General features: G+C 46.4%; 23 protein-coding genes. 10 read left to right on the plus strand and 13 right to left on the minus strand.

What is annotated here, in order from left to right; translation table 11 throughout:
• Positions 1 to 216: 216 nt before the first annotated feature.
• From tal to Q4Q50_RS17185, 3 genes are all read left to right on the plus strand, one after another.
• Positions 217 to 1173, plus strand: coding sequence for a transaldolase (gene tal, locus Q4Q50_RS17175; protein WP_311900393.1), 957 nt, complete (start codon positions 217 to 219; stop codon positions 1171 to 1173).
• A 19-nt stretch (positions 1174 to 1192) separates the two neighbouring features.
• Positions 1193 to 2830: a glucose-6-phosphate isomerase gene (gene pgi, locus Q4Q50_RS17180; protein WP_311900394.1), complete on the plus strand. Its 1638-nt coding sequence runs from the start codon at positions 1193 to 1195 to the stop codon at positions 2828 to 2830.
• Positions 2831 to 3046: 216 nt separating this feature from the next.
• Complete coding sequence (locus Q4Q50_RS17185) at positions 3047 to 3232, plus strand: DUF3545 family protein (RefSeq protein ID WP_006084967.1); 186 nt, start codon at positions 3047 to 3049, stop codon at positions 3230 to 3232.
• A 210-nt stretch (positions 3233 to 3442) separates the two neighbouring features.
• Here the strand turns inward: Q4Q50_RS17185 and Q4Q50_RS17190 are convergent, their stop codons facing one another.
• From Q4Q50_RS17190 to Q4Q50_RS17205, 4 genes are all read right to left on the minus strand, one after another.
• Complete coding sequence (locus Q4Q50_RS17190) at positions 3443 to 3979, minus strand: hemerythrin domain-containing protein (RefSeq protein ID WP_311900396.1); 537 nt, start codon at positions 3977 to 3979, stop codon at positions 3443 to 3445.
• Positions 3980 to 4214: 235 nt separating this feature from the next.
• Complete coding sequence (locus Q4Q50_RS17195; protein WP_311900398.1) at positions 4215 to 4940, minus strand: hypothetical protein; 726 nt, start codon at positions 4938 to 4940, stop codon at positions 4215 to 4217.
• Positions 4933 to 5538, minus strand: coding sequence for a sigma-70 family RNA polymerase sigma factor (locus Q4Q50_RS17200; protein WP_006080615.1), 606 nt, complete (start codon positions 5536 to 5538; stop codon positions 4933 to 4935). Before Q4Q50_RS17200 ends, Q4Q50_RS17195 begins: the two co-directional genes overlap by 8 nt.
• A gap of 45 nt (positions 5539 to 5583) precedes the next feature.
• On the minus strand, positions 5584 to 7467 hold the full coding sequence (locus Q4Q50_RS17205) for a vWA domain-containing protein (RefSeq protein ID WP_311900399.1): 1884 nt from the start codon (positions 7465 to 7467) through the stop codon (positions 5584 to 5586).
• A gap of 231 nt (positions 7468 to 7698) precedes the next feature.
• Between Q4Q50_RS17205 and dauA the strand changes: the two genes are divergently transcribed.
• The 4 genes from dauA (at position 7699) to Q4Q50_RS17225 (ending at position 12743) form a co-directional block, all read left to right on the plus strand.
• Entirely contained in the window at positions 7699 to 9462 is a 1764-nt protein-coding gene (gene dauA, locus Q4Q50_RS17210) for a C4-dicarboxylic acid transporter DauA (protein ID WP_011846067.1), read from the plus strand.
• Between the two features lie 269 nt (positions 9463 to 9731).
• Positions 9732 to 10223 (plus strand): 5-(carboxyamino)imidazole ribonucleotide mutase, encoded by a 492-nt coding sequence (gene purE, locus Q4Q50_RS17215; protein ID WP_006084961.1) that lies wholly within the window; start codon positions 9732 to 9734, stop codon positions 10221 to 10223.
• Positions 10223 to 11326: a 5-(carboxyamino)imidazole ribonucleotide synthase gene (purK, locus tag Q4Q50_RS17220; protein ID WP_126491349.1), complete on the plus strand. Its 1104-nt coding sequence runs from the start codon at positions 10223 to 10225 to the stop codon at positions 11324 to 11326. The genes purE and purK overlap by 1 nt, the downstream gene beginning before the upstream one ends.
• Before the next feature lie 163 nt (positions 11327 to 11489).
• Positions 11490 to 12743 carry a GGDEF domain-containing protein gene (locus tag Q4Q50_RS17225; RefSeq protein WP_006084959.1) on the plus strand — a complete coding sequence of 418 codons (1254 nt, stop codon included), beginning with the start codon at positions 11490 to 11492 and terminating at the stop codon, positions 12741 to 12743.
• A 257-nt stretch (positions 12744 to 13000) separates the two neighbouring features.
• Here the strand turns inward: Q4Q50_RS17225 and Q4Q50_RS17230 are convergent, their stop codons facing one another.
• From Q4Q50_RS17230 to Q4Q50_RS17250, 5 genes are all read right to left on the minus strand, one after another.
• The gene (locus tag Q4Q50_RS17230; protein WP_311900400.1) at positions 13001 to 13618 is read right to left on the minus strand and encodes a transglycosylase SLT domain-containing protein; all 618 of its coding nucleotides are present in this window, start codon (positions 13616 to 13618) and stop codon (positions 13001 to 13003) included.
• Positions 13619 to 13783: 165 nt separating this feature from the next.
• Entirely contained in the window at positions 13784 to 14248 is a 465-nt protein-coding gene (locus Q4Q50_RS17235; protein ID WP_311900401.1) for a hypothetical protein, read from the minus strand.
• Positions 14245 to 15894, minus strand: coding sequence for a glutamate--cysteine ligase (gene gshA / locus Q4Q50_RS17240; protein WP_242326136.1), 1650 nt, complete (start codon positions 15892 to 15894; stop codon positions 14245 to 14247). Before gshA ends, Q4Q50_RS17235 begins: the two co-directional genes overlap by 4 nt.
• A 184-nt stretch (positions 15895 to 16078) precedes the next feature.
• Complete coding sequence (locus Q4Q50_RS17245; RefSeq protein ID WP_311900402.1) at positions 16079 to 18931, minus strand: M16 family metallopeptidase; 2853 nt, start codon at positions 18929 to 18931, stop codon at positions 16079 to 16081.
• A 242-nt stretch (positions 18932 to 19173) separates the two neighbouring features.
• Complete coding sequence (locus Q4Q50_RS17250) at positions 19174 to 19599, minus strand: YqaA family protein (RefSeq protein ID WP_259545071.1); 426 nt, start codon at positions 19597 to 19599, stop codon at positions 19174 to 19176.
• Between the two features lie 292 nt (positions 19600 to 19891).
• Here Q4Q50_RS17250 and Q4Q50_RS17255 point away from each other — a divergent pair, with 292 nt between their 5' ends.
• Positions 19892 to 21151 carry a dicarboxylate/amino acid:cation symporter gene (locus Q4Q50_RS17255; RefSeq protein ID WP_259481901.1) on the plus strand — a complete coding sequence of 420 codons (1260 nt, stop codon included), beginning with the start codon at positions 19892 to 19894 and terminating at the stop codon, positions 21149 to 21151.
• Positions 21152 to 21394: 243 nt separating this feature from the next.
• A complete protein-coding gene (locus Q4Q50_RS17260) occupies positions 21395 to 21562 on the plus strand; it encodes a hypothetical protein (RefSeq protein ID WP_006080601.1) in 168 nt (55 codons plus the stop codon).
• Positions 21563 to 21690: 128 nt separating this feature from the next.
• On the opposite strand, the gene Q4Q50_RS17265 is transcribed toward Q4Q50_RS17260, so the two are convergent.
• Genes Q4Q50_RS17265 through Q4Q50_RS17275 form a run of 3 tightly spaced genes read right to left on the minus strand, consistent with a single transcriptional unit; the run spans position 21691 to position 24931 of the window.
• Positions 21691 to 22821, minus strand: a complete 1131-nt coding sequence (locus tag Q4Q50_RS17265; RefSeq protein ID WP_006084952.1) for a sodium ion-translocating decarboxylase subunit beta — start codon at positions 22819 to 22821, stop codon at positions 21691 to 21693.
• Positions 22822 to 22829: 8 nt separating this feature from the next.
• Positions 22830 to 24653: a sodium-extruding oxaloacetate decarboxylase subunit alpha gene (oadA, locus tag Q4Q50_RS17270; RefSeq protein WP_311900404.1), complete on the minus strand. Its 1824-nt coding sequence runs from the start codon at positions 24651 to 24653 to the stop codon at positions 22830 to 22832.
• Positions 24654 to 24664: 11 nt separating this feature from the next.
• Positions 24665 to 24931 (minus strand): OadG family transporter subunit, encoded by a 267-nt coding sequence (locus Q4Q50_RS17275; protein ID WP_063883449.1) that lies wholly within the window; start codon positions 24929 to 24931, stop codon positions 24665 to 24667.
• 500 nt (positions 24932 to 25431) lie between these two features.
• Between Q4Q50_RS17275 and Q4Q50_RS17280 the strand changes: the two genes are divergently transcribed.
• On the plus strand, positions 25432 to 25554 hold the full coding sequence (locus Q4Q50_RS17280; protein ID WP_311900406.1) for a hypothetical protein: 123 nt from the start codon (positions 25432 to 25434) through the stop codon (positions 25552 to 25554).
• A 381-nt stretch (positions 25555 to 25935) separates the two neighbouring features.
• Here the strand turns inward: Q4Q50_RS17280 and Q4Q50_RS17285 are convergent.
• A partial coding sequence (locus tag Q4Q50_RS17285; RefSeq protein WP_311900408.1) for a hypothetical protein occupies positions 25936 to 26236 on the minus strand: 301 nt, incomplete at its 5' end.

Genomic DNA, 26236 nt, shown 5'->3' on the forward strand with positions numbered 1-26236 from the left:
AGCGACTTTTTGTTTTTATGAGGTATACACTAGGAAAAGCGATGCCCTCTACCACAGCCAAGATGAGAGCCTGTATCTCAAGCCAAACCTAAATAGACATAAAATTGTCATTTTTGTAATTTTTTTACATTCAAGGTTGGAAAAGTTGGCAAAATCGCTTCTAATAGTCATCAGTGAATTCCGAGTTAAGACTGCTACCTGAGAAGGATGTTTTTCATGGCCAATACATTAGAGCAACTCAAGTTATATACCACTATCGTCGCTGACACTGGCGACATCGAAGCGATTAAACGCTACCAACCTGAAGATGCGACAACCAATCCATCGCTCATCTTGAAAGCGGCTCAAATTCCTGAATACGAATCCCTCATAGATAACGCTATCGACTGGGCAAAATCACAAAGTGCCGATCTCGCGCAGCAACTTGATGATGCCAGCGACAAGCTCGCCGTTAATATCGGTGTAGAAATACTGAAACTCGTTCCTGGTCGTATCTCTACTGAAGTTGATGCCCGTTTATCATTCGATAAAGAACAATCAATAGCTAAAGCCCATAAGCTGGTTCGCCTTTACCAAGAAGCGGGCGTTGATAAGTCACGTATTCTGATCAAACTTGCTTCAACTTGGGAAGGCATTTGTGCCGCTAAAGAGTTGGAGAAAGAAGGTATCAACTGTAACTTAACCCTGCTATTTAGCTTTGCCCAAGCACGTGCTTGTGCCGAAGCGGGGGCTTATCTGATTTCGCCTTTTGTTGGCCGCATTCTTGATTGGTACAAAAAAGATACGGGTAAAGACTACGATGCTGTAAATGATCCAGGTGTCGTTTCTGTTACCGAAATCTATAATTATTACAAACAGCATGGTTTTAATACTGTCGTTATGGGTGCAAGTTTCCGTAATATCGGTGAAATCATCGAGCTAGCAGGCTGCGATCGTCTCACAATTGGCCCTTCTCTGTTAGAAGAACTGGCTAATTCACAAATAGACATTACCCCTAAACTGGTTGCGGCAACCAGCACTGTTGCGGCCGAAGCCCCATTGACAGAAGCGCAATTCCGTTGGGACTTTAACCAAGATCCAATGGCTGTAGATAAGCTTGCGGAAGGTATTCGAAACTTTGCCATAGACCAAGGCAAACTCGAAGTAATGCTCACGGCTAAGCTCGCAAACTAAGCATTCTGGAGACAGTGAGATGACACTCTTGACCCAAAGCTCAACATGGCAAGCTTTATCAGCACACAGTAAAAATGTGCCGCATATGCGGGAATTATTTGCCACTGACGCGGCACGTTTCAATAAAATGTCGCTATCTGCCTGTGGTTTATTACTGGATTACTCTAAAAACAGAGCAACGGCGGAAACGCTTGATCTGTTATTTGCGTTGGCAAGCAATAGTCAACTTGAAGCAAAAATCAAAGCGATGTTTGCTGGTGAGATCATTAACACCACAGAGAAGCGCGCCGTTCTGCACACAGCGCTGCGTAGCACTGCGGAGCAGTCGATTATTGCTGAGGGTCAAGACATCGTTCCTGAAGTTCAACAAACGCTGAATAAAATGCAAGGGTTTGTGAGCTCAGTGACGTCGGGGCAATGGAAAGGTTACACAGGTAAAGCGATAACCGATATCGTCAGTATAGGTATCGGTGGCTCTTTCCTTGGTCCAAAGATCGTCTCTCAGGCGCTGCGCCCGTATTGGAACCCAGAATTGAAATGTCACTTTGTGGCAAACGTAGATGGTACTTCTATCAGTGAGAAGCTGAAGTTACTGGATCCTGAAACGACCTTGTTCATCATGTCGTCCAAGTCTTTTGGAACACAGGAAACCTTAACCAATACCCTCACTGCAAGAGAATGGTTCTTAGCAAAAGGCGGTTTGCAGTCGGATGTGGCAAAACACTTTGTCGCAGTGACGTCAAACGTCGCGAAAGCGACGGATTTTGGTATTGATTCAGACAACATTTTCCCAATGTGGGATTGGGTTGGCGGTCGTTACTCACTCTGGTCAGCGATTGGTTTACCGATAGCACTCTTGATTGGCATGGATAACTTCAGAGCCTTGCTTTCAGGTGCGCACCAAATGGATGAGCATTTCGCCAATGCGCCGCTGACAGAAAATATGCCAGTGATCATGGGCTTATTATCCCTATGGTACGGTAACTTCTTCAATGCTCAGTCCCATGTTGTACTGACATACGATCATTATCTGCGTGGTCTACCCGCTTACTTCCAGCAGCTCGATATGGAAAGTAACGGTAAGTCTGTCACCTTAAACGGGACGGATGTTGACTACAGTACAGGTCCGGTGATTTGGGGTGGCGAAGGTACTAATGGCCAACATGCCTACCACCAGCTGTTGCATCAAGGTACTGCACTGATCCCTGCCGATTTTATTATGCCACTGCAAAGTCATAATCCTATCGGTGAGCACCACGACCAATTAGCGTCAAACTGCTTTGGCCAGACTCAAGCCTTAATGCAAGGTCGTACTTTTGATGAAGCCTTAGCCGAGCTCGCTAATAGCGCATTACCTGCGGCTAAAAAGCAGTTGATCGCAAAACATAAAGTGATGCCAGGTAACAAGCCGAGCAACACCTTACTCATGGATAAGCTCACGCCGAGTACCTTAGGTGCTTTGATTGCCCTGTATGAACACAGAACCTTCGTTCAAGGTGCAATTTGGGACATTAACTCCTTCGATCAATGGGGTGTAGAACTCGGTAAGGATCTCGGTAACGATGTGTTAGCACGCATCGGCGCTGGGCAGGATTGTGATGCCTTAGATGCCTCAAGTAACGCATTGATTAACCTTTATCGACAAGGCAAAATCTAATCGAACAAAAAGCCAGCAATTGCTGGCTTTTTAATTTTATCCTTTTATTTTTATTAAACTTTTCGACTCTTCCCCGCTCTCACCCAACACTTAAGATCAACGACATATCACTCAAAGTTCATTTCAACTTAACACAATTGAAACATAATTCTTGCACCCTGTTTTAAAAATATGTTATTTAATCGCTGACAAAACATACAACAACAGGAGGTTGCCATGGATCGTTTAGATTATGGTTGTGCGCTAGATGAAGTCGTTGAAAGACCCGATCGTTCGCGAGGCTCCAATAAAAAGCGTAAATGGCGTGAGATCGAAGCGTTGAAAGATAAGCATCGTTTAATCAAAGAACTCCAAGAAATCGATAATAACTTTAACTACGACATTGATGCCATCCAGTTGTAATCACATGTTGAGATGAGCTAAACCATTAGCCTCAAACATGAACAAGAAAAGCGCCATTCGGCGCTTTTTTATTTGTACTATCGGATCTGGTGGGAAATAAGAGGGAATAACGATTCGCGAGTAACAGAAGCTAACGCAAAAAAAACATCGCTCTGTAGTATTGAATCCTAGGTTCAAGCCCACAAGGTGGGCCCTATGAGTGAATCAATGCTAGTCAGCTGTTGTTAGATAAGCCCGCAAATCCTCAAATTCTTTCTGCTCGCGATCTAAGAACAAAGGATCATCAATCAAGGATTTCTGACACTCAGACTCAATCAGTTGCCAATCTTGTTCAGTCAAGGTTTTGGCCAATAACGGGAATATTTCCCGCTCCTCCATTTGCATATGCCGCTCTTGTAATGCGACATAATCTGCAAAATCAACAATCAGTTTCTCACGGGCAACCACAATATCACTGAGGATCAAATTCAACGTCGTCATCAAAGCCGCCGAGGCTTGGATCACTAACTCGTGTTCGGCACTCAACTTATCGATATTGTCATTGGCTTTATGCGCTTGATAGTAGGCATAAATAATGTCTTCAACCGGATGATGGCAACGCTCAGCATATCCTTGCATATATTCAACGATATCCCGCACCACGATGAAATTGATTGACTCACCTTCGGACAGCTTCATCTGCTTGTTTTTTAAAACATTTAGCAATACAGCTATATGTTTATGATCATGCATGAGTCTTTTAAGCATAATGCCTCCTGGATATGGATCTGACTATTGATACTAGTCAAGTCGTAGACTAACACCAATATAGCAGGCTAAATCCTGTTCACTTTATGACGTTGATCAAGTAAATCACATACCAAACAGTAAACAGACCACAAACACTAACACGTCTATCCAAATCTCAGGGGCATTTAGCGGTTTTTCTCACCACGTTATGATTGATCATCACGCTTTTATTACTAAAACCACAACAACACACTTATTTAGCAAGCTGATGTAGCTGCTGTTGTAACTTTTTAAATTCGAGCTGTTGTTCGTTTAGCAGCGCTTTATCTGCAGCCTCAACGGCGAGTTGTGGATAATCCTTAAGCAGTTGTTGCTCAAGCATCAATGCTTGCTCAGTCTCCTTCGCTTCGATGAAGGCATGTAACAGATGTAAAGACTCTGCGAGTGGCACTTTATCTATTCCTGAAGATTCAGCATTGCTCGGAGCATTCATAGACCTTGCAGCGATAGCTGGGCTGCTTGCATCATGTTGTCGCTCAAGCGCACCCGCTGCAGCCTTCGCTTGCTGCATTTGAGTCTGTATTTCATGCTTAGCCACAGCTTCTACTTGCATATTTGAGGATTGCAGCGCTTGCGTATCTGCTATTCTCGTCATGGCTTGTGGCGCCGGAGCACTCATCGCCATTGGACTTGGAGCCATAACATCTTCGATTTGCGGCCGATTAAGGACCAATAAACCCACAACAAGCACCAAAGATGCCGCGCTCGATAACGCCCAAGGATGGCGTCGCCAGCCGGAAGTTGGAGACTCAACTGCGGTTATTTTGCTTTGATGCATTTCAGCTAAGTGAGTTTGCGCTAGGTGCAAGATATCTTGGTCGAGTTGCTGCGGTGGAACTTCTAAGGCCTGTTGACGATACCAAGCTAGCACTTCTCGTTGTAATGCGCGCTCATCAGCACTTGAAGATAAATTACTCATGACCCGCCTCCTGCCATTTCGCGCTGACGCAATCCTTTAGACTTTGGTAAGCGTAGCGAATACGGCTCTTAGTCGCTTCTAAAGTTACGCCCGCAATGTCGCTAATAATGGCAGCCGTAAACCCCATTTCAATGTTCAGGATAAATGCCTCTTTCTGGACTTGGGGTAACAGTGCGATACAGGTTTTTAGCAATAAACTCTTTTGCGCTTCTTGCCACTGCACGTCGGGCTTATCTTGCTCACCCGCCACAAAAGTATCGAGCCCAGTTTCGTCCTCATCAGTGGCGACTAAATCGACGGGCTTAACCGCTCGCACATGATCAATCAATAAGTTATGGGCGATACGGTATAGCCAAGTAGTAAACTTAGCACTGGCTTCGTAGTTAGCCGCTGCGCGGATCACCCGTCCCCATGTTTCTTGATATAAATCCTCAGCTAACTGCTTATCACCTAACTGGCGCACAAAGTAGCGATAAAGCGCGCCTTTGTGCTTCAGGTATAACTGCTCAAATGCTTTTGAATCGCCCTTGGCATAGCACAACATCAATTGCTCATCTGAGTGCTCATGGGTTGGTAATTGCGGTATTGCTAATGCCACGGGAAATTCCTCGTCATTTGGGTTAACCCCCTGTATTCACTTTTACTATTGTAATCTCTCATTACGCGGATTGCTCTTATCTCTCATTGGCTCGCCATGGCGTTTATCTTGGGGAGGAAAAGGTTTATCCGAGCCATCGAATGTTTTCTTAATTGGCAGCTGATTAGATTGCTCTATCGCCGCTGCGGTTTCCATTAACTGCACAAACTCATGGCGATAACCAAAGGGATCATCCCCTAATGCTGAACGTGCGAGTAAGCTTAACTTAGTATAATCAAATTGATGGAGATAGTGACTGCCATTCAGTAATTGCCCTAACCCTGCAACCGCGGCGGCAAATCTAAAATCATCACTTGCTTGCTCGAGCTGTTTAACGCTTTGATCTAACCTGATGGGATAACTCAGTAACTGGCTCTGCGTTTGCGCTGGCAACTTGTATCTCAGTTTAAGGAAGGCAATTTCTTCACGGCTATATTTCTCTTGCCCCGTTTGAGCATCAACGCCATATCTAAGTTTATCATTCATCCTATTCCCGACTTCAACGTACCTTAATTCATACAAGGCTGTTACTGAATGACCCGCGCCAATCTCGCCCGCATCCACCTTATCGTTATTAAAATCTTCCCGTGCTAAGGCGCGATTCTCGTAACCAATCAAACGGTATTCCGAGACTAAGGCCGGATTAAACTCCACCTGCACTTTCACGTCTTTGGCGATAGTGAATAAGGTCGAACTCAACTCGTCCACCAGCACTTTACGCGCTTCATTCAGCGTATCGATATAGGCATAGTTGCCATTGCCCTTGTCCGCCAATTGCTCCATCAGTTGATCGTTGTAATTGCCCAAACCAAACCCTAAGGTCGTTAGGCCAATACCATGATCTTTTTCCTTTTCAATCAAGGCAATCAAATCATCAAAATCTGTCACGCCAACATTAAAATCACCATCGGTCGCGAGGATAACTCGATTTATGCCATTGGGGATAAAATGCTTTTTGGCCAATTGATAGGCTTGCGTGATCCCTTGCCCACCATTGGTTGAACCACCGGCACTTAATTGTTCTAACGCATAAGTCAAGGTTTGAGTGTCGTTCCCCGACGCGCCATCGAGCACTACACCAGCCGCCCCAGCATAAACCACAATAGAGACTTTATCCTGCGCACTTAATTGCGCTGTTAGCAGCTTTAACGCCGTTTGCAGTAAAGGCAATTTATCCGCTGACGCCATAGAGCCTGACACATCGAGTAAAAAGACTAAGTTACTCGCGCCTAATTGAGATTTAGGTAAGTCATAACCTTTAAGGCCAATCCGCAGCAGCATCATGTCATCGTTATAGGGTGAGGGAGCAAGCTCTGTCGTCACGCTAAACGGCGCCGAGTTTTTAGCGGGTAAGGGATAATCGTAGGCAAAATAATTGAGCATTTCCTCAACTCTGACAGTGCCTTTCTCGGGTAAGCGCCCTTCCCTCAACATCCGTCTTAAGGTGGCATAACTGCCAGTATCGACATCGATGGAAAACGTCGATACAGGGATCTCCCCTGCCACCATGATGCCATTTTGCACTTGCTGCTCGAATTTATTTTGCGCTAACGGAATCGCGGCATAGTCACGCGGCATTGGCGCTATGCTCATCCCCATCACAGCCCCATTGCTAGACATTTGCATCGGCGCCGCCACTCTCGCCATCTCAACCTTAGCGGCATCACGCATTTCAGCTTGGCGCTGCGACGCTACTTGATGACGTTGCTCGGCTTGCTGCTCAGCTTGTCGATGTTCAACTTCGGCGCCTTTACCACCACAGGCCGTTAAACTCACTGCGACCAGTAATAGAGCAGCCGTATTGCTCGCCGATGGGATACCGTTTCCCCGTTGCTGGTAGAGAGTTGGATCGGAAACTGAAACGGTTTTTGGGGAATAGTGTGTTTTCATGTTGAATGCCTTTGATGTTGACCTAAAGCTGTAAACGGCCCGCATTAGCAAAAGGGTTAAAACATCTCGATATTTTGCAAAACATACTTAAATGAGAATCAAACCGTCTCAAGCACACTATTTATACAAAACAAAGTATTTTCAATCGCTTTTGCTGACAAGATCACACTGCACATTCAATCTGGCCACTAAAATAGAAGCTTGTTGCTAGCCTAGCTATGGGACCCTCTCGTGTCACACTCAGCTCATTTGTTTTCCCTAAGGATCGCCCACGCACTCACAGAAGCTTGCGTGAAAGATAAGTATTCGTTTAAACGCTTTGGGCAAGATCTTCTTGCTGGTCTCACTGTGGGTATAATTGCGATTCCATTAGCGATGGCATTAGCCATTGCCAGTGGCGTTGCGCCTCAATATGGCTTGTATACCGCCATTGTCGGCGGCTTTATTATCGCCATGTCTGGCGGCTCACGTTACAGCGTGTCCGGCCCGACAGCGGCATTTGTGGTATTGCTCTACCCCATAGCCCAACAGTTTGGTTTAGCAGGATTATTAATCGCGACTGTGATGTCGGGAATGATACTCGTCGGCATGGCGACGCTGCGCCTTGGCCGGTTGATTCTGTATATTCCCGAATCCGTCACCTTAGGTTTTACCGCGGGGATTGGTGTAGTGATTGCCACCTTGCAGCTAAAAGACTTTTTCGGGCTCGAAATTGCCCATATGCCGGAGCAATATCTGGCCAAGCTAATGGCATTAGCCCAAGCGCTACCTTCGGTCCATTTACCTAGCTTACTGGTTGCAAGCGCCACCCTAGCGACTATGCTGCTTTGGCCGAAACTCAAAACACCTGTGCCAGCGCACCTTCCGGCAATCATACTCGGCACTATCCTCGCCTTGGTGCTCAATGCCATGGGCGCTGATATAGAAACCATAGGCACTCGTTTCCACTACCAACTGAGCGATGGCACCACAGGCATGGGGATCCCGGCAGTATTGCCGAGTTTCGAATGGCCTTGGTTGCAGGCTGGCGCAAATGGTCAAGCTTTTCAATTTAATCTCGCGACCTTTCAAGCCTTGTTACCTGCCGCCTTTGCCATTGCCATGTTAGGGGCGATTGAATCGCTACTGTGTGCTGTGGTGCTCGATGGCATGACAGGCAAACGTCATAGTGCCAACAGTGAGTTACTGGGCCAAGGCATAGGTAATATCATCACGCCGTTTTTTGGTGGCATTCCAGCGACAGCGGCAATCGCCCGTAGCGCGGCGAACGTCAAAGCGGGCGCTCAGAGTCCAATTGCGGCCATGATCCACGCCATAGTGGTATTGTTTGGTTTAGTCGCCTTAGCGGGCGTGCTCGCCTACTTGCCGATGTCGGCCATGGCTGCCCTGCTACTCGTCGTAGCTTGGAACATGAGTGAGGCTCACAAAGCGTTGCATTTAGTTAAAACCGCGCCCACTAGCGATATCATGGTCTTTGTTAGCTGTTTTTCATTAACGGTTATTTTCGACATGGTCATCGCCATCAGTGTGGGGATCATTCTCGCGGCCTTGCTGTTTATGAAGGAAATTGCCGAGATGACAAGGCTTTACGATATCAGCACCAACAAGCGTTATGTCGATCAAGAGTTACCCGCCGATTGGGCTGTTCTCAAAATTAACGGGCCACTCTTCTTCGCCGCTGCCGATCGGATTTTCTCCGAAATCGCCAGTCTCACCGAAGATAAACAAGTGATAGTGCTGTATCTCGATGGAGTCTCGATTTTGGATGCTGGAGGCTTAGCCGCGCTGACAAAACTGATTGAAAAATGTAAAGCAAATAAGACTAAGCTGATTATTGCCGATCTACAGTTCCAGCCCATTCGAACGCTAGCAAGAGCCAAGATCCAGCCGATTGAGGGCGTGTTGAAGTTTTACTCGACCCTACGAGAAGCCATGGCCGAAGCGCCAGTTATCACTCAGCAAACAGAAATCACTGCGGATAAGCAGACACAGTAAACCAGCAGCGCAATCTCAGCGGCTTAATGCTGCTGACTTATCTCAAAGGCCAATCTCTGGATTGGTCTTTTTTATGGCTCAATTACTCAAGCCATTCATCACAGCAAAAGACGTTTTTTCGCTCGCAAAAACGGGCAGAAATGACGAGGATCATGGTATTATTCAGCGCCATGATGCTTGCTACCGGTGACGGCTAGACAAGCATCAACTGTACCTAGACCTGAAACAAGGTCAAAATATAATTAAAATTAGTGAGTTAAGGAGTTATCATGCAAGCCCTTGTTGCTGTTGTTATGGGTTCTAAAAGTGATTGGCCCACGATGGAAGCCGCCGCTGAGATAATGGATAAACTGCAAGTGCCTTATCATGTTGAAGTGGTTTCCGCCCATAGAACGCCAGATAAACTCATGGAGTTTGCAGCCTCTGCCGCCGATCGTGGTTTTAAAATCATCATTGGTGGCGCCGGTGGTGCAGCGCACTTACCCGGTATGATTGCCTCTAAAACTCGCTTACCCGTATTAGGTGTCCCAGTCCAAAGTAAAGCCCTGTCAGGTATGGATAGCTTATTGTCTATCGTTCAAATGCCAAAAGGCATCGCCGTTGGCACTTTAGCCATAGGCACAGCGGGCGCATTCAATGCGGGATTATTGGCCTGCCAAATCCTTGCGAATAACGATGCAGAATTAGCGGCTCGTGTTGACGCTTTCAGAGAAGAACAGACCCGTGCGGTACTGGACAATCCAGATCCGAGGGAAGTTTAATGACCCAGACAAACACTAAACCTAAGGTTTGGGTATTAGGTAATGGTCAGCTGGGCGCTATGTTGACCCACGCTGGTGAGCCATTAGCGATTGAAGTTAACGCCGTCGATATCATGACGCCTACGGATGACATTCTGCCACTCGCGCCCCACGACATTATTACCGCCGAGCGCGAACAGTGGCCAGAGTCCGCCCTGAGTTTACAACTCAGCTCACACCCCCATTTTGTTAATGGTCCGGTATTTAGCCGTTTAGCCGACCGTTTTAGCCAAAAAAGTCTACTCGACCAGCTCAGTGTTCCCACAGCGCCTTGGACATTAGTTGACGATAACACCCAAGTCGATACCCTGTATCAGCACTATGGCCCAAGAGTCTTGATGAAACGCCGTACCGGTGGTTATGACGGTAAAGGTCAACATTGGCTTAAACAAGCCGAAGCGGGTGATATTCCAAACGATTGGCGTAACCTTGCAATTGCTGAGCAAGCGATTAATTTTGATGAAGAAGTATCATTAGTTGGCGTACGTACTCGCGAAGGCGAATGCGTGTTTTATCCGCTGACGCTGAACTTACATCAAGATGGCATTTTAATGGCGTCGATTTCGCCACTGACACGCTTAAGCCCTTTGCAAGCCCAAGCCGAAGCTATGCTCAGCGCCATTATGCATGAGCTTGAATACGTTGGCGTGATGGCGATGGAATGCTTCCGTGTTGGCGATGAGTTATTGGTGAATGAACTGGCACCGCGAGTGCACAACTCAGGCCATTGGACTCAAGCCGGAACCCATATGGATCAATTCCAGCTGCATTTGCGTGCACTTTGCGGAATTGCGATCCCACAGCCACAAGTGAATTTTCAGTGTGTTATGGTCAATCTTATCGGTATCGATAATGATCCACGCTGGTTAAGTTTGCCTAATGCTGAGCTGTACTGGTACAACAAAGAAGTGCGCCCTGGTCGTAAAGTGGGCCATTTGAACCTATCAGTGCCCAATCAAACTGTGCTCAACCAGAGCATAGCCGCACTGCAAACGTGGATGCCCATCCAATACCAAGCCCCTTTAGCCTGGATATTGGCCGAATACGCAGAAAATTCGCGTTAATTCAGTATTTAGTACCAAAATCACTGATATGAAATTGTTCGCAGTTTCATATCAGTTTATATTTCAATTTTCGTTATATACTTAACAGAACTCAGTGTGGATACGTTAGTGATGTATAGCATTCAATTGTGGCTAGCAATGACACGGATAAAGGAATACTCGAGTGAAATTAAGGGATAATTTCAAACGTAAGACCATAGATCGCTTAGATTATCGCTATCATCTGCTATTGCTCATTGTGCCGATATGTCTATTCGTCCTGCTATTTATCTTTAATGCACCCACAGAAGGTTGGACTATCCTGCCATTACTGTTTGTTTGCATCATTTACATTTTTGCCTACAGCCTGATTTACTATTTGCATCAAGGTCGTTTAACTCGACTGTGGGAGCATTTAGAGCAAGTCGTCACCATCAATGATGCCATTTACGAGCTCGCGCACCTCTCAAGCCATTATAAAAATGAGCATGCCTTTCTCGACGCCTTACTCAACAAAGCCGTATACGTGATTAATGGTGCCGAAATGGGCAGCATCATTAAAGTCAACGAGGCTAATAACAAACTGCATTTCGAATCTGTGGTGGGGCTCGATTTAGCAAAACTCAGACAACTGGATTTTACCTTAGAGCAAACCTTTGAATATCGGCTCACTAAGGGGAGATGCGATCAGGTCGTGGTCATCAATGATATGAAAAATATCAATGCAGCCAGCACTTTAACGGAAGATGATCAAAGAGTGTTACTCACAGTGTCGAAGCAGCCGATACGCTCAACCCTGTCTAGCCCTATCCGTATCGATGGCAAGCTCTATGGCATGCTCAACCTCGACAGCAGTAGCCTTGGTGCCTTTAGCGATTACGACCGCAACCTTGTCTCTATCCTGACCCACGAAGCCAGTAATGCTATTGCGCTCTATCAGAAGTCACAGCAGATCACTAAACTTGCGAATTTCGATCCCCTCACAGGGCTTTATAATCGAAAGAATTTTGAAGATGAACTGCACCACTGGCAGCACAAACCTCACCTTGGCAGCTTTTTGATTATTATCGATATGGATAATCTCAAGGCCATTAATGATGCCTATGGACACCAGACAGGCGATGTTGCCATTAAGCGCACGGCCACAGCCATACTGACCTATTGGCAAAATAAAGGTATTATTTCCCGTTTTGGTGGCGATGAGTTTGTCGCTTTATGCCATGGGCCGCTAACCCAAATCGAGGAGGACTTAGATAATATGCGCAAAACCTTAAATCAAGGTTCAGAGCTTAGCCTAGCTTTTAGTTTTGGGATTGCTCCGTTTGAAACTGATTGGTATCAATCCTTTAAGACTGCAGATCATGCCATGTATGAGCAAAAGCGCGCGAAGAAGAAAGCCATTAAAGCATTAGAAACTTTCGCGGTAAAAGCACAATAAGCTCGTTGAAATCAGTTACTACAGCCGCTATTAACAGGCCAATATCAAAAGTCAGTAAGTATTGAAGTTGAATATCAGGCTTGAATATCAGGCTTGAAGATTTGAGTTGACTATCTCAACTGATTATCTCGATTAACTCTCTCAATCAAATATCTGAGTTAAACACCTAAAATCAGCCATAGACGCTCATTCAAATGGCTGACAATGGAATCAAACTAAGCTCTAGCCAAACCCTAACCCTAACCCTAACCCTAACCCTAACCAAAGAATAAGCGCCACAGCCAAGATGAATCCAAATCTTTTTGGCAGGTTTTATATTGCGCCGCGTAACGTTTAGATCGCGCATCCACTTTGTTCGCTACTTTGACTAACCACGCCTTAGACTTGTAACTGCCACGGCGATACCCGCCCCAACCTTCGTGATAATTAAGATACTGAGCCCGCGCATCCCATTTAGACACACCATTAATCTTATGGGTTTTGCTGATAAACCAGCCCATAAAATCCATCGCATCATCGAAATCACTGCGGCTCGACCAACTGTTGCCCGTCTCACGCACATAATCATCCCACGTCATGGTCTTAGCCTGTGCGTAACCATAGGCATCGCTGGCACGGCCAATAGGGATAAATCCTAGAAAGTATTCCATCGGTGGCGCGGCATTGTGCTTGAATGAACTCTCTTGATACATCATCGCCAACGGCACATGCACTGGCACGCCCCATTTGTCACGGGCGTCTTTAGCGGCATCGTACCAATCTCGGTGTTCTTGAAATATCTCACACAAATTTTCTGGTGACTTAGGCGGAGACGTCGCGCACCCTGACAAGATGCCGAGACTTGCGCAGAGTAAGAGGATGAAGGGTTTATTCATTAATATCATATTCTTTGGAGAGTTAGCTGGCTCCATGATGTCATAGACTCAGTCTGAGGCAAGCATAAAAAGCTTTTTTGCGCTTAGAAGATCTAAGCGCTAGGGGGGAATCAATCTAACTTAAATCGAATGTTGCTGGCTTACCACTTGAGCTAAACGCTTTGGCTATTTCGTTTCGGGACTCAGCTCAAACTGACACTCATGCTCTTCTTGCTGCCACACACCTGGTTCCCAATACCCAGTGTCTTTGCCCATATAACGCTTATCGGTGTGAAATAGCGCACCGATATGATAACGCTGATGGCTCTCAACATTGAGCTTAAATACCTTAGGCGTTCGCGCGGCAAGTGTGACCGACAAGCTAGGATCATCAATCAGTTCCGCGACAGTAAACTCATATTCGCCAGGCGCTAACTGATAATTAGGCTTTGAAACGACTGCCTGCCCGTTTAAATGGGTCACCACAACTCGATACCATTGAGTACTGGCATCGGGCTGCAAATAACCAGACACAGTACCACAGCCCAGAGGATCTTCTGGTGAAGCGGCGCAGCCTGATAATAAGGCACTGGCCCCAATCAAAGCTGCGCTGATACGCAAGCGAGTGAAAGAGAATAAGCCCTCTTTCACGACTGAGCTCCAAAGTAATCTTCCAGATAATCATCAAACGAAACTGAACGCTGCGCCGCTTCTAGCTCGGCCTGCTTGTTAAGCGAGCTGGATGCTTCGGCTTGATACTGCGCTATGGTCTCGCTCGACAAGGGATAATCGACAAAGAATTGATAGTATTGCTGTGCCAACGTCATCACCCACTGACCATGGTCTTGGCCTTTGTTGATTACGTTTTGTAGTACTTGTCCCGACAGGGTCAAGTTAGGATCTTCAACCGCTTTACGCCAATGGGCTAACGCCACTTGATAATCCGTCGCCTCACCATCGAGCAATACCGCCAAAGGTTGCAAGGCATCAAACAACTCTTCTAACCAAGATTTAAGCGAACGTGAACCGTTTGCGGTTAGTAACTCAAGCCCAGGTTTACGGCCTTCAAGCACCACAGCTTTAAGATTCGCGCTTAATCTCGCCTCTTCGCTGGCTTCAGACTTAGGCGACTCCGTTAATAAACAATAGAGTAGGAATAAATCGAGGAAACGCACTTGGGTCGCCTCAATACCAATCGGGCTAAATGGATTAACATCTAAAGCACGCACTTCAATGTATTCCACCCCTGCACGGGCTAAGGCTTCTGACGGCTTCTCGCCACTACGCGTCACCCGTTTTGCACGAATTGGCGAGTAGAACTCGTTTTCAATCTGCAATACGTTGGCATTGAGCTGACGATACTCACCATCGACTTTAACGCCGATATTGGCAAAGTTTGCCGAAGGCATTTTGATGGCCGCATTTACGCCAGCCAGATACTCAGGCAAAGAGTTATAGCTGATATTCAGCTCTTCTTGCTCTTTGTTGGTATAGCCTAAATCGCTCATACGCAACGAAGTCGCAAAGGGTAGATACAAAGTACCGTGGCCCGTTTTTTCAAACTTAAGATCGGTTTTTTGATCTTTAATGAAGGAGCTACATAACGCTGGTGAAGCACCAAATAAATAAGGTAGCACCCAGACTAAACGGCGGTAGTTACGGATCAAGCCAAAATAGGATTCAGAAATAAAATCATCGTAACTTAACTGCTTATCGCTCAATTCGTACAGGCTTTGCCATAACTCTTGTGATACCGAAAAGTTAAAGTGCACCCCAGAAATAATCTGCATCAAGGCGCCGTAACGATAGGTTAAGCCCTTACGATATAAGGTTTTCATCATACCGGTATTTGATGAACCATAACGGGCAACGGGGATCTGTTTCTCGTCCTTCACATAACAAGGCATGCTCACAGGCCACAGGCGCTGACCATTTAAATGGCGCACGCTGAAGGCGTGGGTTTCAGTTAATCCGTTTAGCAGTTGCTCAACATTGTTATGTACCGGAGTAATAAACTCGAGCAAGGCTTCACTGTAATCCGTCGTAATACGCGAATGCATTAACGCTGAGCCTAAGGCTTCAGGATGCGAATCGGTGGCGAGATAACCCGACTCATCAATCCGCAACGCCTCACGTTCTATGCCACGTAACATACCCAAGAGTGCGGTGCGCCCATGGGCGTCCGAGAGATGTTGTACTAATTCATTGAATGACTTCAATTTGCGCTTCTCTAATTGGTGATTCGCTATCGCGACAAGGTTAACAGTCAGACCTTTATTTTGAGGCTTATCTTGCAAAATACGCCTCAAAATAAATCTAAACCTGTCTGTGGGGCAAGCCAAATTCACAACTTGTACTGTTAAAAGCAGACGGTGACAGCTAATGCTGTCACCGTCTTTCGATGTAAATCCGGTAAATATATGACGAATAGTCGTTAATTAACGTACACGTCTATCACCTATATAAGGGCGAAATACCAATTTACAATACTAAAGTTTCAATTGGATAGCCCAATGCCGCTAAATCTGCTTCGATTTTTGCTTTATCTCCCACCACCAGAATCACCATTTTATTGATATCTAGCTCGGAAGCCGCGAGGGCATTGAGTTCATCTTTTGTTACAGTATTAATGATCTTGTCCTGTTGAGTCGTAAAATCCTGGCTCAATTGGTAACGTTGGATCATGCGCATAAAGCCCGCTTTTTGATACGGCGTTTCATAATCAAGTGCTTGGCCTTGCGAGACTGAATTTCGCATAAAGGCAAGTTCAGTATCTGTCATACCCTTTTGCTGGTACGCACTGATTTCTTTTACAAACTCAGTGAGTGCTTTCGCCGTCACGTCACTGCGAACGTTACTTGATGCGACAAAATCACCGACTTCAGCACCGCCTGCAAAACTGGTACGAGCACCATAGGTATAACCTTTATTCTCACGTAAATTCAGGTTGATACGACTATTGAATGCACCGCCTAGCGGGTAGTTCATCAGGTAAGATTTAAAGTAATCGCCTGTGGCATCATAGGACAATGCGCGCTTGGCGATATTGATCACCGATTGCGCCGCGCCGGGTTTATCAATCAGATAAATCGTACCGCCTTTTAATGCAGGGAATGGCTTAAGTGGCGGCACCACAACGGCAGCCCCTTGCCACTGACTCAATCCCGCTAACTTAGGCAATAATGCTGATTCAGGTAAATTGGCGACTGTGACGATTTTAGCGTTACCGCCTTGATACTGCTGGGCATAAAACGCTTTTACATCGGCTAACGTAAGCGCCGCGACTGAATCGAGTGTACCTATGTCATTCACGCCTAAAGCATTGTCTTTACCGTATAACAAAGACGATAGCGCCGTATCAGCTAGGTAGCTAGGATCGGACTGCATATGCTGGATCTGCTGTAACTGCTGCTGTTTTACTCGAGTAAAATCCGCTTCGTTGAAGGCTGGCTGGAAGAGTTTTTCTTCCATAATCGCCAGCGTCTCATCTAAATGCGCTGTCAGCGTAGATATTTTAATCGCACTTTGATATTCAGAGGCACTAAAGTCGACTGAACTGCCGAGCATTTCTAACGCTTGCGAAAGCACTTCACTGCTGCGTTTCTTGCTCGACTCATTGAGCATTTCCGCAGTCAGCGTCGCTAAGCCCGCTTTTTCAACTGGTACCAGTCTATGGCCGCCATTAAGGTACACAATCAGCTCAACCGTTGGCGTTTCAGTGCTTTGTGTCCCCATGACTTCTATGCCATTGGCTAAGGTTTTAGTCCATATTGTCGGAACCTTTAACACTGGTGCAGCGCCAGATGCGGGCATTTTAGTTCGATCAAAACTTGAAACAAGTTCAGGCTTTGGCAAATCCCCTTCTACCGCCGTTTGCGCAATGGGCAAGGTCGCTGGCGTGAAGTTATCGGCATGGGCGATAAGTGACGTCATACCCTGCGGCACCACACTCATCACCACCATAGGCTTATTTTTAATGTATTGCTTGAACACGCGCATCACATCGTCTTTGGTCACATTGGCATAACGACTCAAATCTGAAGCTATCATGTTCGGATTGCCCGACAGCGTTTGGTTCATCGCTAAGGCAGACACTTTGCCAGAAACACTTTGCAGGCTGTAAATGGTATCGGCCTCAAACTGCACTTTGACTTTTTGCAAATCGTCATCGGTAACGCCACGTTGCTCAAACTCATTAATAGAATCGAGGATACGTTGTTCCAGATCCGCCAGTTTGCCGCCCTTTTCAGGATTAGCTAAAGCATAAATCGACATCTGACACGCCAGCTCTTGGCAAGGATGGCTGACATTGGCCTGCACGGCATAGCCATCTTTCACCAAGTTTTTATATAACAAGGATGTTTTGCCGCCGCCTAAAATATTGGCTAACAGATCGAGCGCAGCTTCATCAGGATGCCTTGCGTATACGGTTGGAAAACCAATACGGATCAAGGGCAAGTGCACTTGATCTTCCATGGAGATGTAACGCGTTTTATCTAAGTTAACCAGCGCCTTTTGCTCTAACGAGACTTCAGGGCCACGGGGGATTTCACCAAAATATTCATTCACCCAGGCTAAGGTCTGCATTTCATCGAAATCCCCACCTATGGTCAGGGTTGCATTGTTAGGCCCATACCAACGTTGGAAAAAGTGTTTAACATCATCAACTGTGGCGCGATTAAGATCGTCCGGCCAGCCAATCACAGGCCAAGAATAAGGATGACCGACAGGATACATGGCTTGGCTAAAATGCTCACTCATGCGGCCATAGGGCTGATTGTCGATACGTTGCGCACGCTCGTTTTTCACTGTCTCGCGCTGCACTTCAAATTTTTCACTGGTGAGTGCCGGCAATAAAAAGCCCATACGGTCCGACTCAAGCCACAGCATTTTTTCTAATTGATTGCTGGGTACGGTTTCAAAGTAGTTGGTTCTGTCGGTATTGGTCGTGCCGTTTAAGGTGCCGCCAGCTTCGGTAACCACTTCAAAATGTTGTTCATCGGCGACGTGCTGCGAGCCTTGGAACATCATGTGTTCAAATAAATGCGCAAAACCCGAACGGCCAGCTAATTCACGGGCTGAGCCCACATGATAAGTGACGTCGACATGCACTAAGGGATCGGAATCATCTTGATGCAAAATAACCGTTAACCCATTGGCTAATTGGTACTTTTTGTAGGGTATCCCTACTTGCGAATCAGCCAGTTGCACATTTTCGATAAGTTTAACGCCTGCGGGCAAGTTCGCCGTAGTCGTTTCAGATGCACAGCCCGCGAGTGCGGCAGAAATTGCGACCGCTAATATCCATTTCTTCAAAACATTCCCCTCATACATCAATGGGTCAAAAATACAGCTTAATAATCATAGTGCTGCGTATAGTCATATAGCTGTGCAACGTCATAGTACGCTTAGTCACAGCCCGTAGAGCAAAGTCCGTAGAATAAAGTGCGCTTAAATGATTAAGCATTGGGATTTATGACTCGCAAAATTGACACTAAGTTCCTATCTATACAGTAAATTCAGTCTAAACGGAAAAACACTCCCCGCCCTTGACCATTAAATGCATCCTAACGCCATCATGCCATCCATTGCAGCACGGCAGCGGCAACAATTAAGTAACGAATTGTTTTACCGATTAAAATCATCAGTAAAGAGGACATTAGCGGCAACCTCACCCAGCCCGCCAATAAACAGAGAATATCGCCGATAACCGGTGCCCATGAGAGTAACAGCGCCCACACGCCGTAGCGTTCAATCATGGCGAGCCCCTTTGCGTGTTTACCCGTCGCTAACGCTTCTGGTGATTTTGCTAGGCGACCTAAGCGGCCTAAATAGAAACTGGTCATCGCGCCCAACGTGTTGCCAATACTGGCCACCACGACCAGCGCAACCCAAGCCTCTGGAGTTTTGTTTAATAGCGCCACGAGTAAGACTTCAGATCCCCCCGGTAACAAAGTCGCCGCTAAAAAAGCGCCGGTGAACATAATGCCTAACTCAGTCATAATGGCTTACTCAATGATAAATCTCTCTTTTTGTATTCAATGCGATAAGGTTTGTCATGGGTTAATTGAATGTTTCACTTAATCTTTTTACAACAAACTCACTTATCACAATAAGTTATAAGAAAAACGGTTTGTTATAACCCTAGCTCTGTCGATACAATGGTTTAACTATGGCAATCAATGACCATGCGCATGACTGAGAGCGCGTTAACATCACGCTCAACTCGTTGAATACGAATCCTATCATCGCAGGTCTATTGGCTCACTCTTAATTTATTTTTCTGGAATATGCATGATCCTTCAAACCATTAGCCGCATTCCGTTTTGGCAAAAAGTCTTAGCAGGCTTTATCTTAGGTGCGCTCGTTGGCGTTATTTTAGGTGAAAGCGCTACAGTGCTAAAACCACTCGGAGATCTGTTCATTGGCGCCATTAAGATGTTGGTCGCGCCTTTGGTATTTTGTGCCATTGTCGTCAGCATCACGTCGCTAGGCTCGCAAACTAGCCTGAAACGCTTGAGCCTTAAAACCTTAGGCATGTTCATGCTGACAGGCACGATTGCCTCGCTGATTGGCTTAGCCGTAGGTTCAATGATCGACATGGGCGGCACTATGCAGCTCACGGCGACTGAAGTGCGCGAGCGTAATATTCCCGGTTTTGCACAAGTGTTGCTCGACATGATCCCAGTCAATCCTTTCGCCTCACTGGCTGAAGGCAAGGTACTGCAAATTATCGTGTTTGCCGCGTTAGTGGGTATCGCTATCAACAAAGTTGGCGAGAAGGCTGATCCGCTAAAACGCACCATAGAAGCGGGCGCAGAAGTCATGTTCCAACTGACTCGCATGGTCTTAAAACTCACTCCTATCGGCGTGTTTGGTTTAATGGCTTGGGTTGTCGGTGAATACGGTTTATCGACTCTACTGCCGTTAGGTAAGTTTATCGGGGCTATCTACATTGCCGCCTTTATCCATATCATCTTTGTTTACGGTGGCTTAGTGAAATTTGTCGGTGGTTTAAGCCCACTGCAATTTTTCCGCAAAGCTATGCCAGCGCAGTTAGTCGCCTTTAGTACTTCTTCAAGTTTCGGTACTTTACCTGCGAGCACCCGCGCAGTCGAAACCATGGGTGTATCAAAGCGTTATAGTGCCTTTGTGATGCCATTAGGTGCGACCATGAACATGGACGGTTGTGGAGGTATTTACCCTGCGATTGCCGCTATCTTCATCGCGCAGATTTACAATATTCCGCTCGATACACTGGACTATGTAATGATTGCCGTGACTGCAACCGTGGCTTCTGTTGGAACCGCTGGCGTGCCAGGAAGTGCAATGGTGATGTTAACTGTGACCTTAGGTGTGATTGGTCTGCCACTTGAAGGCATTGCCTTTATCGCCGCGATTGACCGTATTATCGATATGATCCGCACGGCAACGAACGTGACGGGCGATATGATGACAGCAGTCGTGATTGGTAAATCAGAAAATGAACTCGATGAAGCGCAGTTCTATTCGAACGATAACCAAGACATTACACCTGTGAATTCGCAGCAATAACAATACTGGATCGAAGCCACTGCGCTAAACCACCAGTAACATTAGGTAAATTACGCAGATGATGTAAATCAAGAGACCGCTTAGGCGGTCTTTTTTATTATCCAGCAAACGGCCTTTAATCCGTCGGCTTTAAAGCCCTAATCAACTCCAACGGTCCTCATCAGCTGCAAAATAGGTTACCCAAATAAGATCAAGCTGTTAGACTCTGAAGCCACTCTAACTCACATTTTAGCAGAACAGACAATGACGAGACTCTTCCTTATCCCGCTGATCCTATGTTTGTTTTGGGCGTTATTTTTAAAAGCCAACAAACTCACGCTAAAACAAGGCAGACGAGGTTTTATCTACATTATCGGCATAGGCGAAGGGATGATTTTAATCCTCATCACGTTAATGTGGTTAACGGCTTAGCAAAAGGCCAACTCAATACTGAGTTGGCCTTAGTGATAAAACTAAGCTAACGATTGGAAGATGTTCAAAGCTCAGTTAACCCAAATCGGTTAACCCAAATCGGTTAACTCAGTGATTAACCCAATCAGTTACCCAAGAACAGCAAGTAAAATCCCCGCCGCCACAGCAGAGCCTAACACCCCCGCCACATTGGGCCCCATAGCATGCATCAGCAGGAAGTTATGTTGATTCGCTTCCAATCCCACTTTGTTGACGACTCGCGCCGCCATAGGCACAGCCGATACCCCTGCGGCGCCAATCAGCGGATTCACTTTACCGCCCGACAGCTTACACATCAGCTTTGCCATCAACACCCCCGCGGCAGTACCAACACCGAAAGCCAAGGCACCCAAAACCAGAATCCCTAAGGTTTCCAGCCGCAGGAATTGATCCGCGGATAACTTAGAACCCACAGCTAACCCTAAGAAAATCGTGACGATATTAATAAGCTCGTTCTGCGCCGTTTTCGATAATCTATCCACTACGCCCGATTCGCGCATCAAGTTACCAAGGCAAAACATGCCCACTAACGGCGTGGCCGCGGGTAAGAAGAGGATCGTTAATCCCAGCACCATCAAAGGGAAAATGATCTTTTCCTTTTTACTGACTTCGCGCAGCTGCTCCATTTTAATTTCGCGCTCAGCTTGGGTTGTCAGTAAGCGCATGATCGGCGGTTGAATAATCGGGACTAACGCCATATAGGAATAAGCCGCGACCGCAATCGCCCCTAATAACTCAGGTGCCAGTTTGGAGGCGAGGAAAATCGCCGTAGGTCCATCAGCACCGCCAATAATCGCAATGGCCGCCGCGTCCTTCATGGTGAACTCAAAGCCCGGCACTAAGTTCAGCGCTATCGCACCAATCAATGTCGCGAAAATCCCAAACTGCGCCGCCGCCCCTAACAACAGGGTTTTAGGATTGGCAATCAAGGCACTAAAGTCGGTCAGCGCGCCGACGCCCATAAAGATCAACAGTGGGAACACCCCAGTCTCAATCCCCACATGATAGGCGTAATACAGCATGCCACCTTCTTCGGTAAATCCCGCATGGGGAATGTTCGCCAGTACTGCACCAAAACCAATGGGCAGCAACAACAAAGGCTCAAATCCACGCACGATGGCGAGATACAAGAGCAAAGCGCCCACTGCCATCATCAACACTTGCCCGCCAGTAAAATGGGCAATACCAGTCTCGGCCCAAAAAGCCATTAAACCTTCCATAATGACTCCTACGCCAAGGCCAGTAATTGAGAACCCACAGACACTGAGTCGCCTTCTTTCACCCAGAGCTTAGCGATAATGCCATCGCCCTGAGCACGAATTTCAGTTTCCATCTTCATCGCCTCAAGGATGATCACGACATCGCCTTCACGCACTCTATCGCCTGGCGAAAAATGAACTTTGAAGATGTTGCCCGACAGAGGCGCGCTCATTTCAAGTCTAATTTCACCATGGTTTGTTGATGGCGCAGTGCTCGCCGTAGCAGTTTGCACGGCTTGCACACTTTGACCCTGTGGCTGAATTTGCGAGATCTCACCGCCTGCGGCGACTTCGACCACATAATCTTGCCCTTCGACAGTTACCGTGTAGGTTTCAGGGCCACGGTCCGCAGCATTAGTAGCAAGTGCCGACGTCAGCTCAGGCTTAGGCTCGAAGGCGCTCGGATTGTCACGATTCTTTAAGAACTGCAATCCTATTTGTGGGAAGAGTGCATAGGTCAGCACATCATCGTCATGCTCTGAAGATAGGCGAATGCCTTGTTCCTGTGCTTTATCTGCTAACTCAAGCCTTAACTTAGCCAATTCAGGCGTTAATAGATCCGCAGGGCGACAGGTAATGGCTTGCGCCCCTTGCAGCACTCTTACTTGCAATGCTGCATCGACTGGCGCAGGCGTCGCGCCATATTCCCCCTTGAGCACGCCTTCAGTCTCTTTGGTCAGTGACTTATAACGCTCACCCATCAACACATTAATGACTGCCTGCGAGCCAACAATTTGCGATGTGGGCGTCACTAACGGCAAGAAACCTAAATCGGCACGTACGCGGGGAATTTCTTCCAATACCGAGTCCATCTTATCGGCCGCGCCTTGCTCCTTTAATTGGCTCTCCATATTGGTCAGCATGCCACCAGGCACTTGTGCACGTAAAATACGCGAATCTATGCCTTTCAGCGCGCCTTCAAACTTAGCGTACTTCTTGCGCACGTCACGGAAATAAGCTGCAATCTCCTCAAGCAACACCATATCGTAACCCGTGGCACGCTCAGTATCTTCCACCATAGCGATAACGGTTTCAGTTGCAGTATGTCCATAGGTTTGACTCATCGACGAAATTGCCGTATCGAGCACGTCAATACCCGCTTCAATGGCTTTCTGATAAGTCGCAGTACTCAACCCCGTAGTCGCATGGCAGTGCATAGATAACACAAGTTGCGTTTGGGATTTTAGTCGGCTAATCAGCTCAAACGCTTCCATCGGCTTAAGTAAGCCCGCCATATCTTTGATACACAAAGAATCACAACCCATATCTTCGAGACGTTTTGCCATATCAACCCACGTCTCTATGGTATGCACTGGACTCGTGGTATACGAAATCGTCCCCTGCGCATGGCCGCCAACTTGGCGCACCGCTTTCACCGCAGTCTCGAGGTTGCGCACATCGTTCATCGCATCGAAAATACGAAATACATCAACGCCATTGCTATGGGCGCGCTCAACAAAACGCGTAACTAAATCATCAGCATAATGGCGATAACCTAAGAGGTTTTGGCCACGTAGCAACATTTGCTGTGGCGTATTGGGCATCGCCTTTTTCAGCTCACGAATCCGATCCCAAGGATCTTCACCAAGATAACGAATACAAGCATCAAACGTCGCACCGCCCCAAGATTCCAGTGACCAGAAGCCGATCTTATCGAGTCGTGGTGCTATCGGTAACATGTCATCAATGCGTAAGCGCGTCGCTAAAATGGATTGATGCGCGTCCCGCAAAACGACATCAGTTAAAAATAATGGCTTAGCCACTGCCGTCGTAGAATTAGATACAAAAGTCATATTGCTCCCCATTACTTAATCTGTGAACGATACTGCTTTACCGCTAGTGAAATCGCAGCGACCACATTTGGGTCTAAAGGCTTAGCATCAGATTGCGATACCCTCTGCTGACTTTTAGCATGATTTTTAACAAAACGTGCAGAGGCAGCATCGACTGCACACCAGCGCGCAACCAAATGGATCCCAAGGATTAGTACACTTAAAAATAAATACACTAAGCCCATCCCCAAAAACATAATGCCAACGGCATCCAATAAAGATTGCGTTACATCCTCCATAGCTCCCCCTACCCCTTACTCTCTCAATCCCTATCAACAGTACGATTGCCCCAAACCATCGCTATCGCATCACAAGTTCAACATTCAATCGGTTGAGCGGTTTACAAACTATGGGTCTCTCGTAGACAGACCTATAGCGACCACCACACAAAGAATATTTGAATAAAAAATCACATTTAAAAGCTAATAAATCACGCAACAAGAAAACCAGCTTGAACTTAACCCGCTACAAACATAACCAATTGATAACAAAAACACCATGCAAATGTAAATTGGTCTTACCAATAATAACTAAACCAAAAGACTGTTAATCACTAATCCTCAGAAATCGAGCAATTAAATCAATATTCCATAATGAAACAGCCACAATGCTAGAGTTAAGTCGAAAGGATGTCCTAGACTAAAAAATGATTTCTAAATTGAAAACAACGAACATAGGAATAAACCAAGTGAAAAAGTATGCAAATTTCACAATCCAAGTTACTGCTATTTGATTCTGAATGAATATAGAAAGGCATATCGTTCTGAAGGAATTGATTGAAGAAGAAGAAGAAGAAGAAGAAGAAGAAGAAGAAGAAGAAGAGGAATGGGGTCAATCTAACAAATTAAATCATCCATTTTGACAACTTAGATGTCCCCTTGATACCAACACAAAGCGGTGCTAGAGGCTCAATACGGTTTGTTGTGGAGCGGCTATCTTGAAAGATAAGCCACAGTGCTACCCGAGGTAGACCTTAGGCTCTTAGCTATTCGCAGGATTAATACCAATCGTATTTAATATCTGTTCATTCAGCGGGAATTCAACGCGCTTTAAACAAGGCAAAGGCTTGAAGGCATAGTGGTGCTCTGTCGAAAGCCTTAAACGCAGTATAAAGCGCGTTGCCATGCCGTTAACAGTTAGCCGACCTTCGGCATCCCACTCCGGTGTTGCATTGACTTAAAAGGGAATACCATTTCTGCGTCAATGTGCCTTGGATTGAGATACCTGTGAGGCTCTGAACTGATTAGATATTTAATGTGATTGGTATAAGCAATAGGACAAGAACGAAATAAGGAAGCCTAAGATAGACAAGGAACTCAGCAATTAAAAAATGAGCTGGTGAGCTGGTGAGCTGGTGAGCTGGTGAGCTGGTGAGCTGGTGAGCTGGTGAGCTGGTGAGCTGGTGAGCTGGTGAGCTGGTGAGCTGGTGAGCTGGTGAGCTGGTGAGCTGGTGAGCTGGTGAGCTGGTGAGTAAAAATAGTGGGGAAACATGCAAGTTGGAAGAAAAATATATCAATTTCTGCAAATTACAGACGCAAAAAACC

It is taken from the genome of Shewanella scandinavica (assembly GCF_031932065.1).
In the GTDB taxonomy this organism is placed as follows: Bacteria; Pseudomonadota; Gammaproteobacteria; order Enterobacterales; family Shewanellaceae; genus Shewanella; species Shewanella baltica.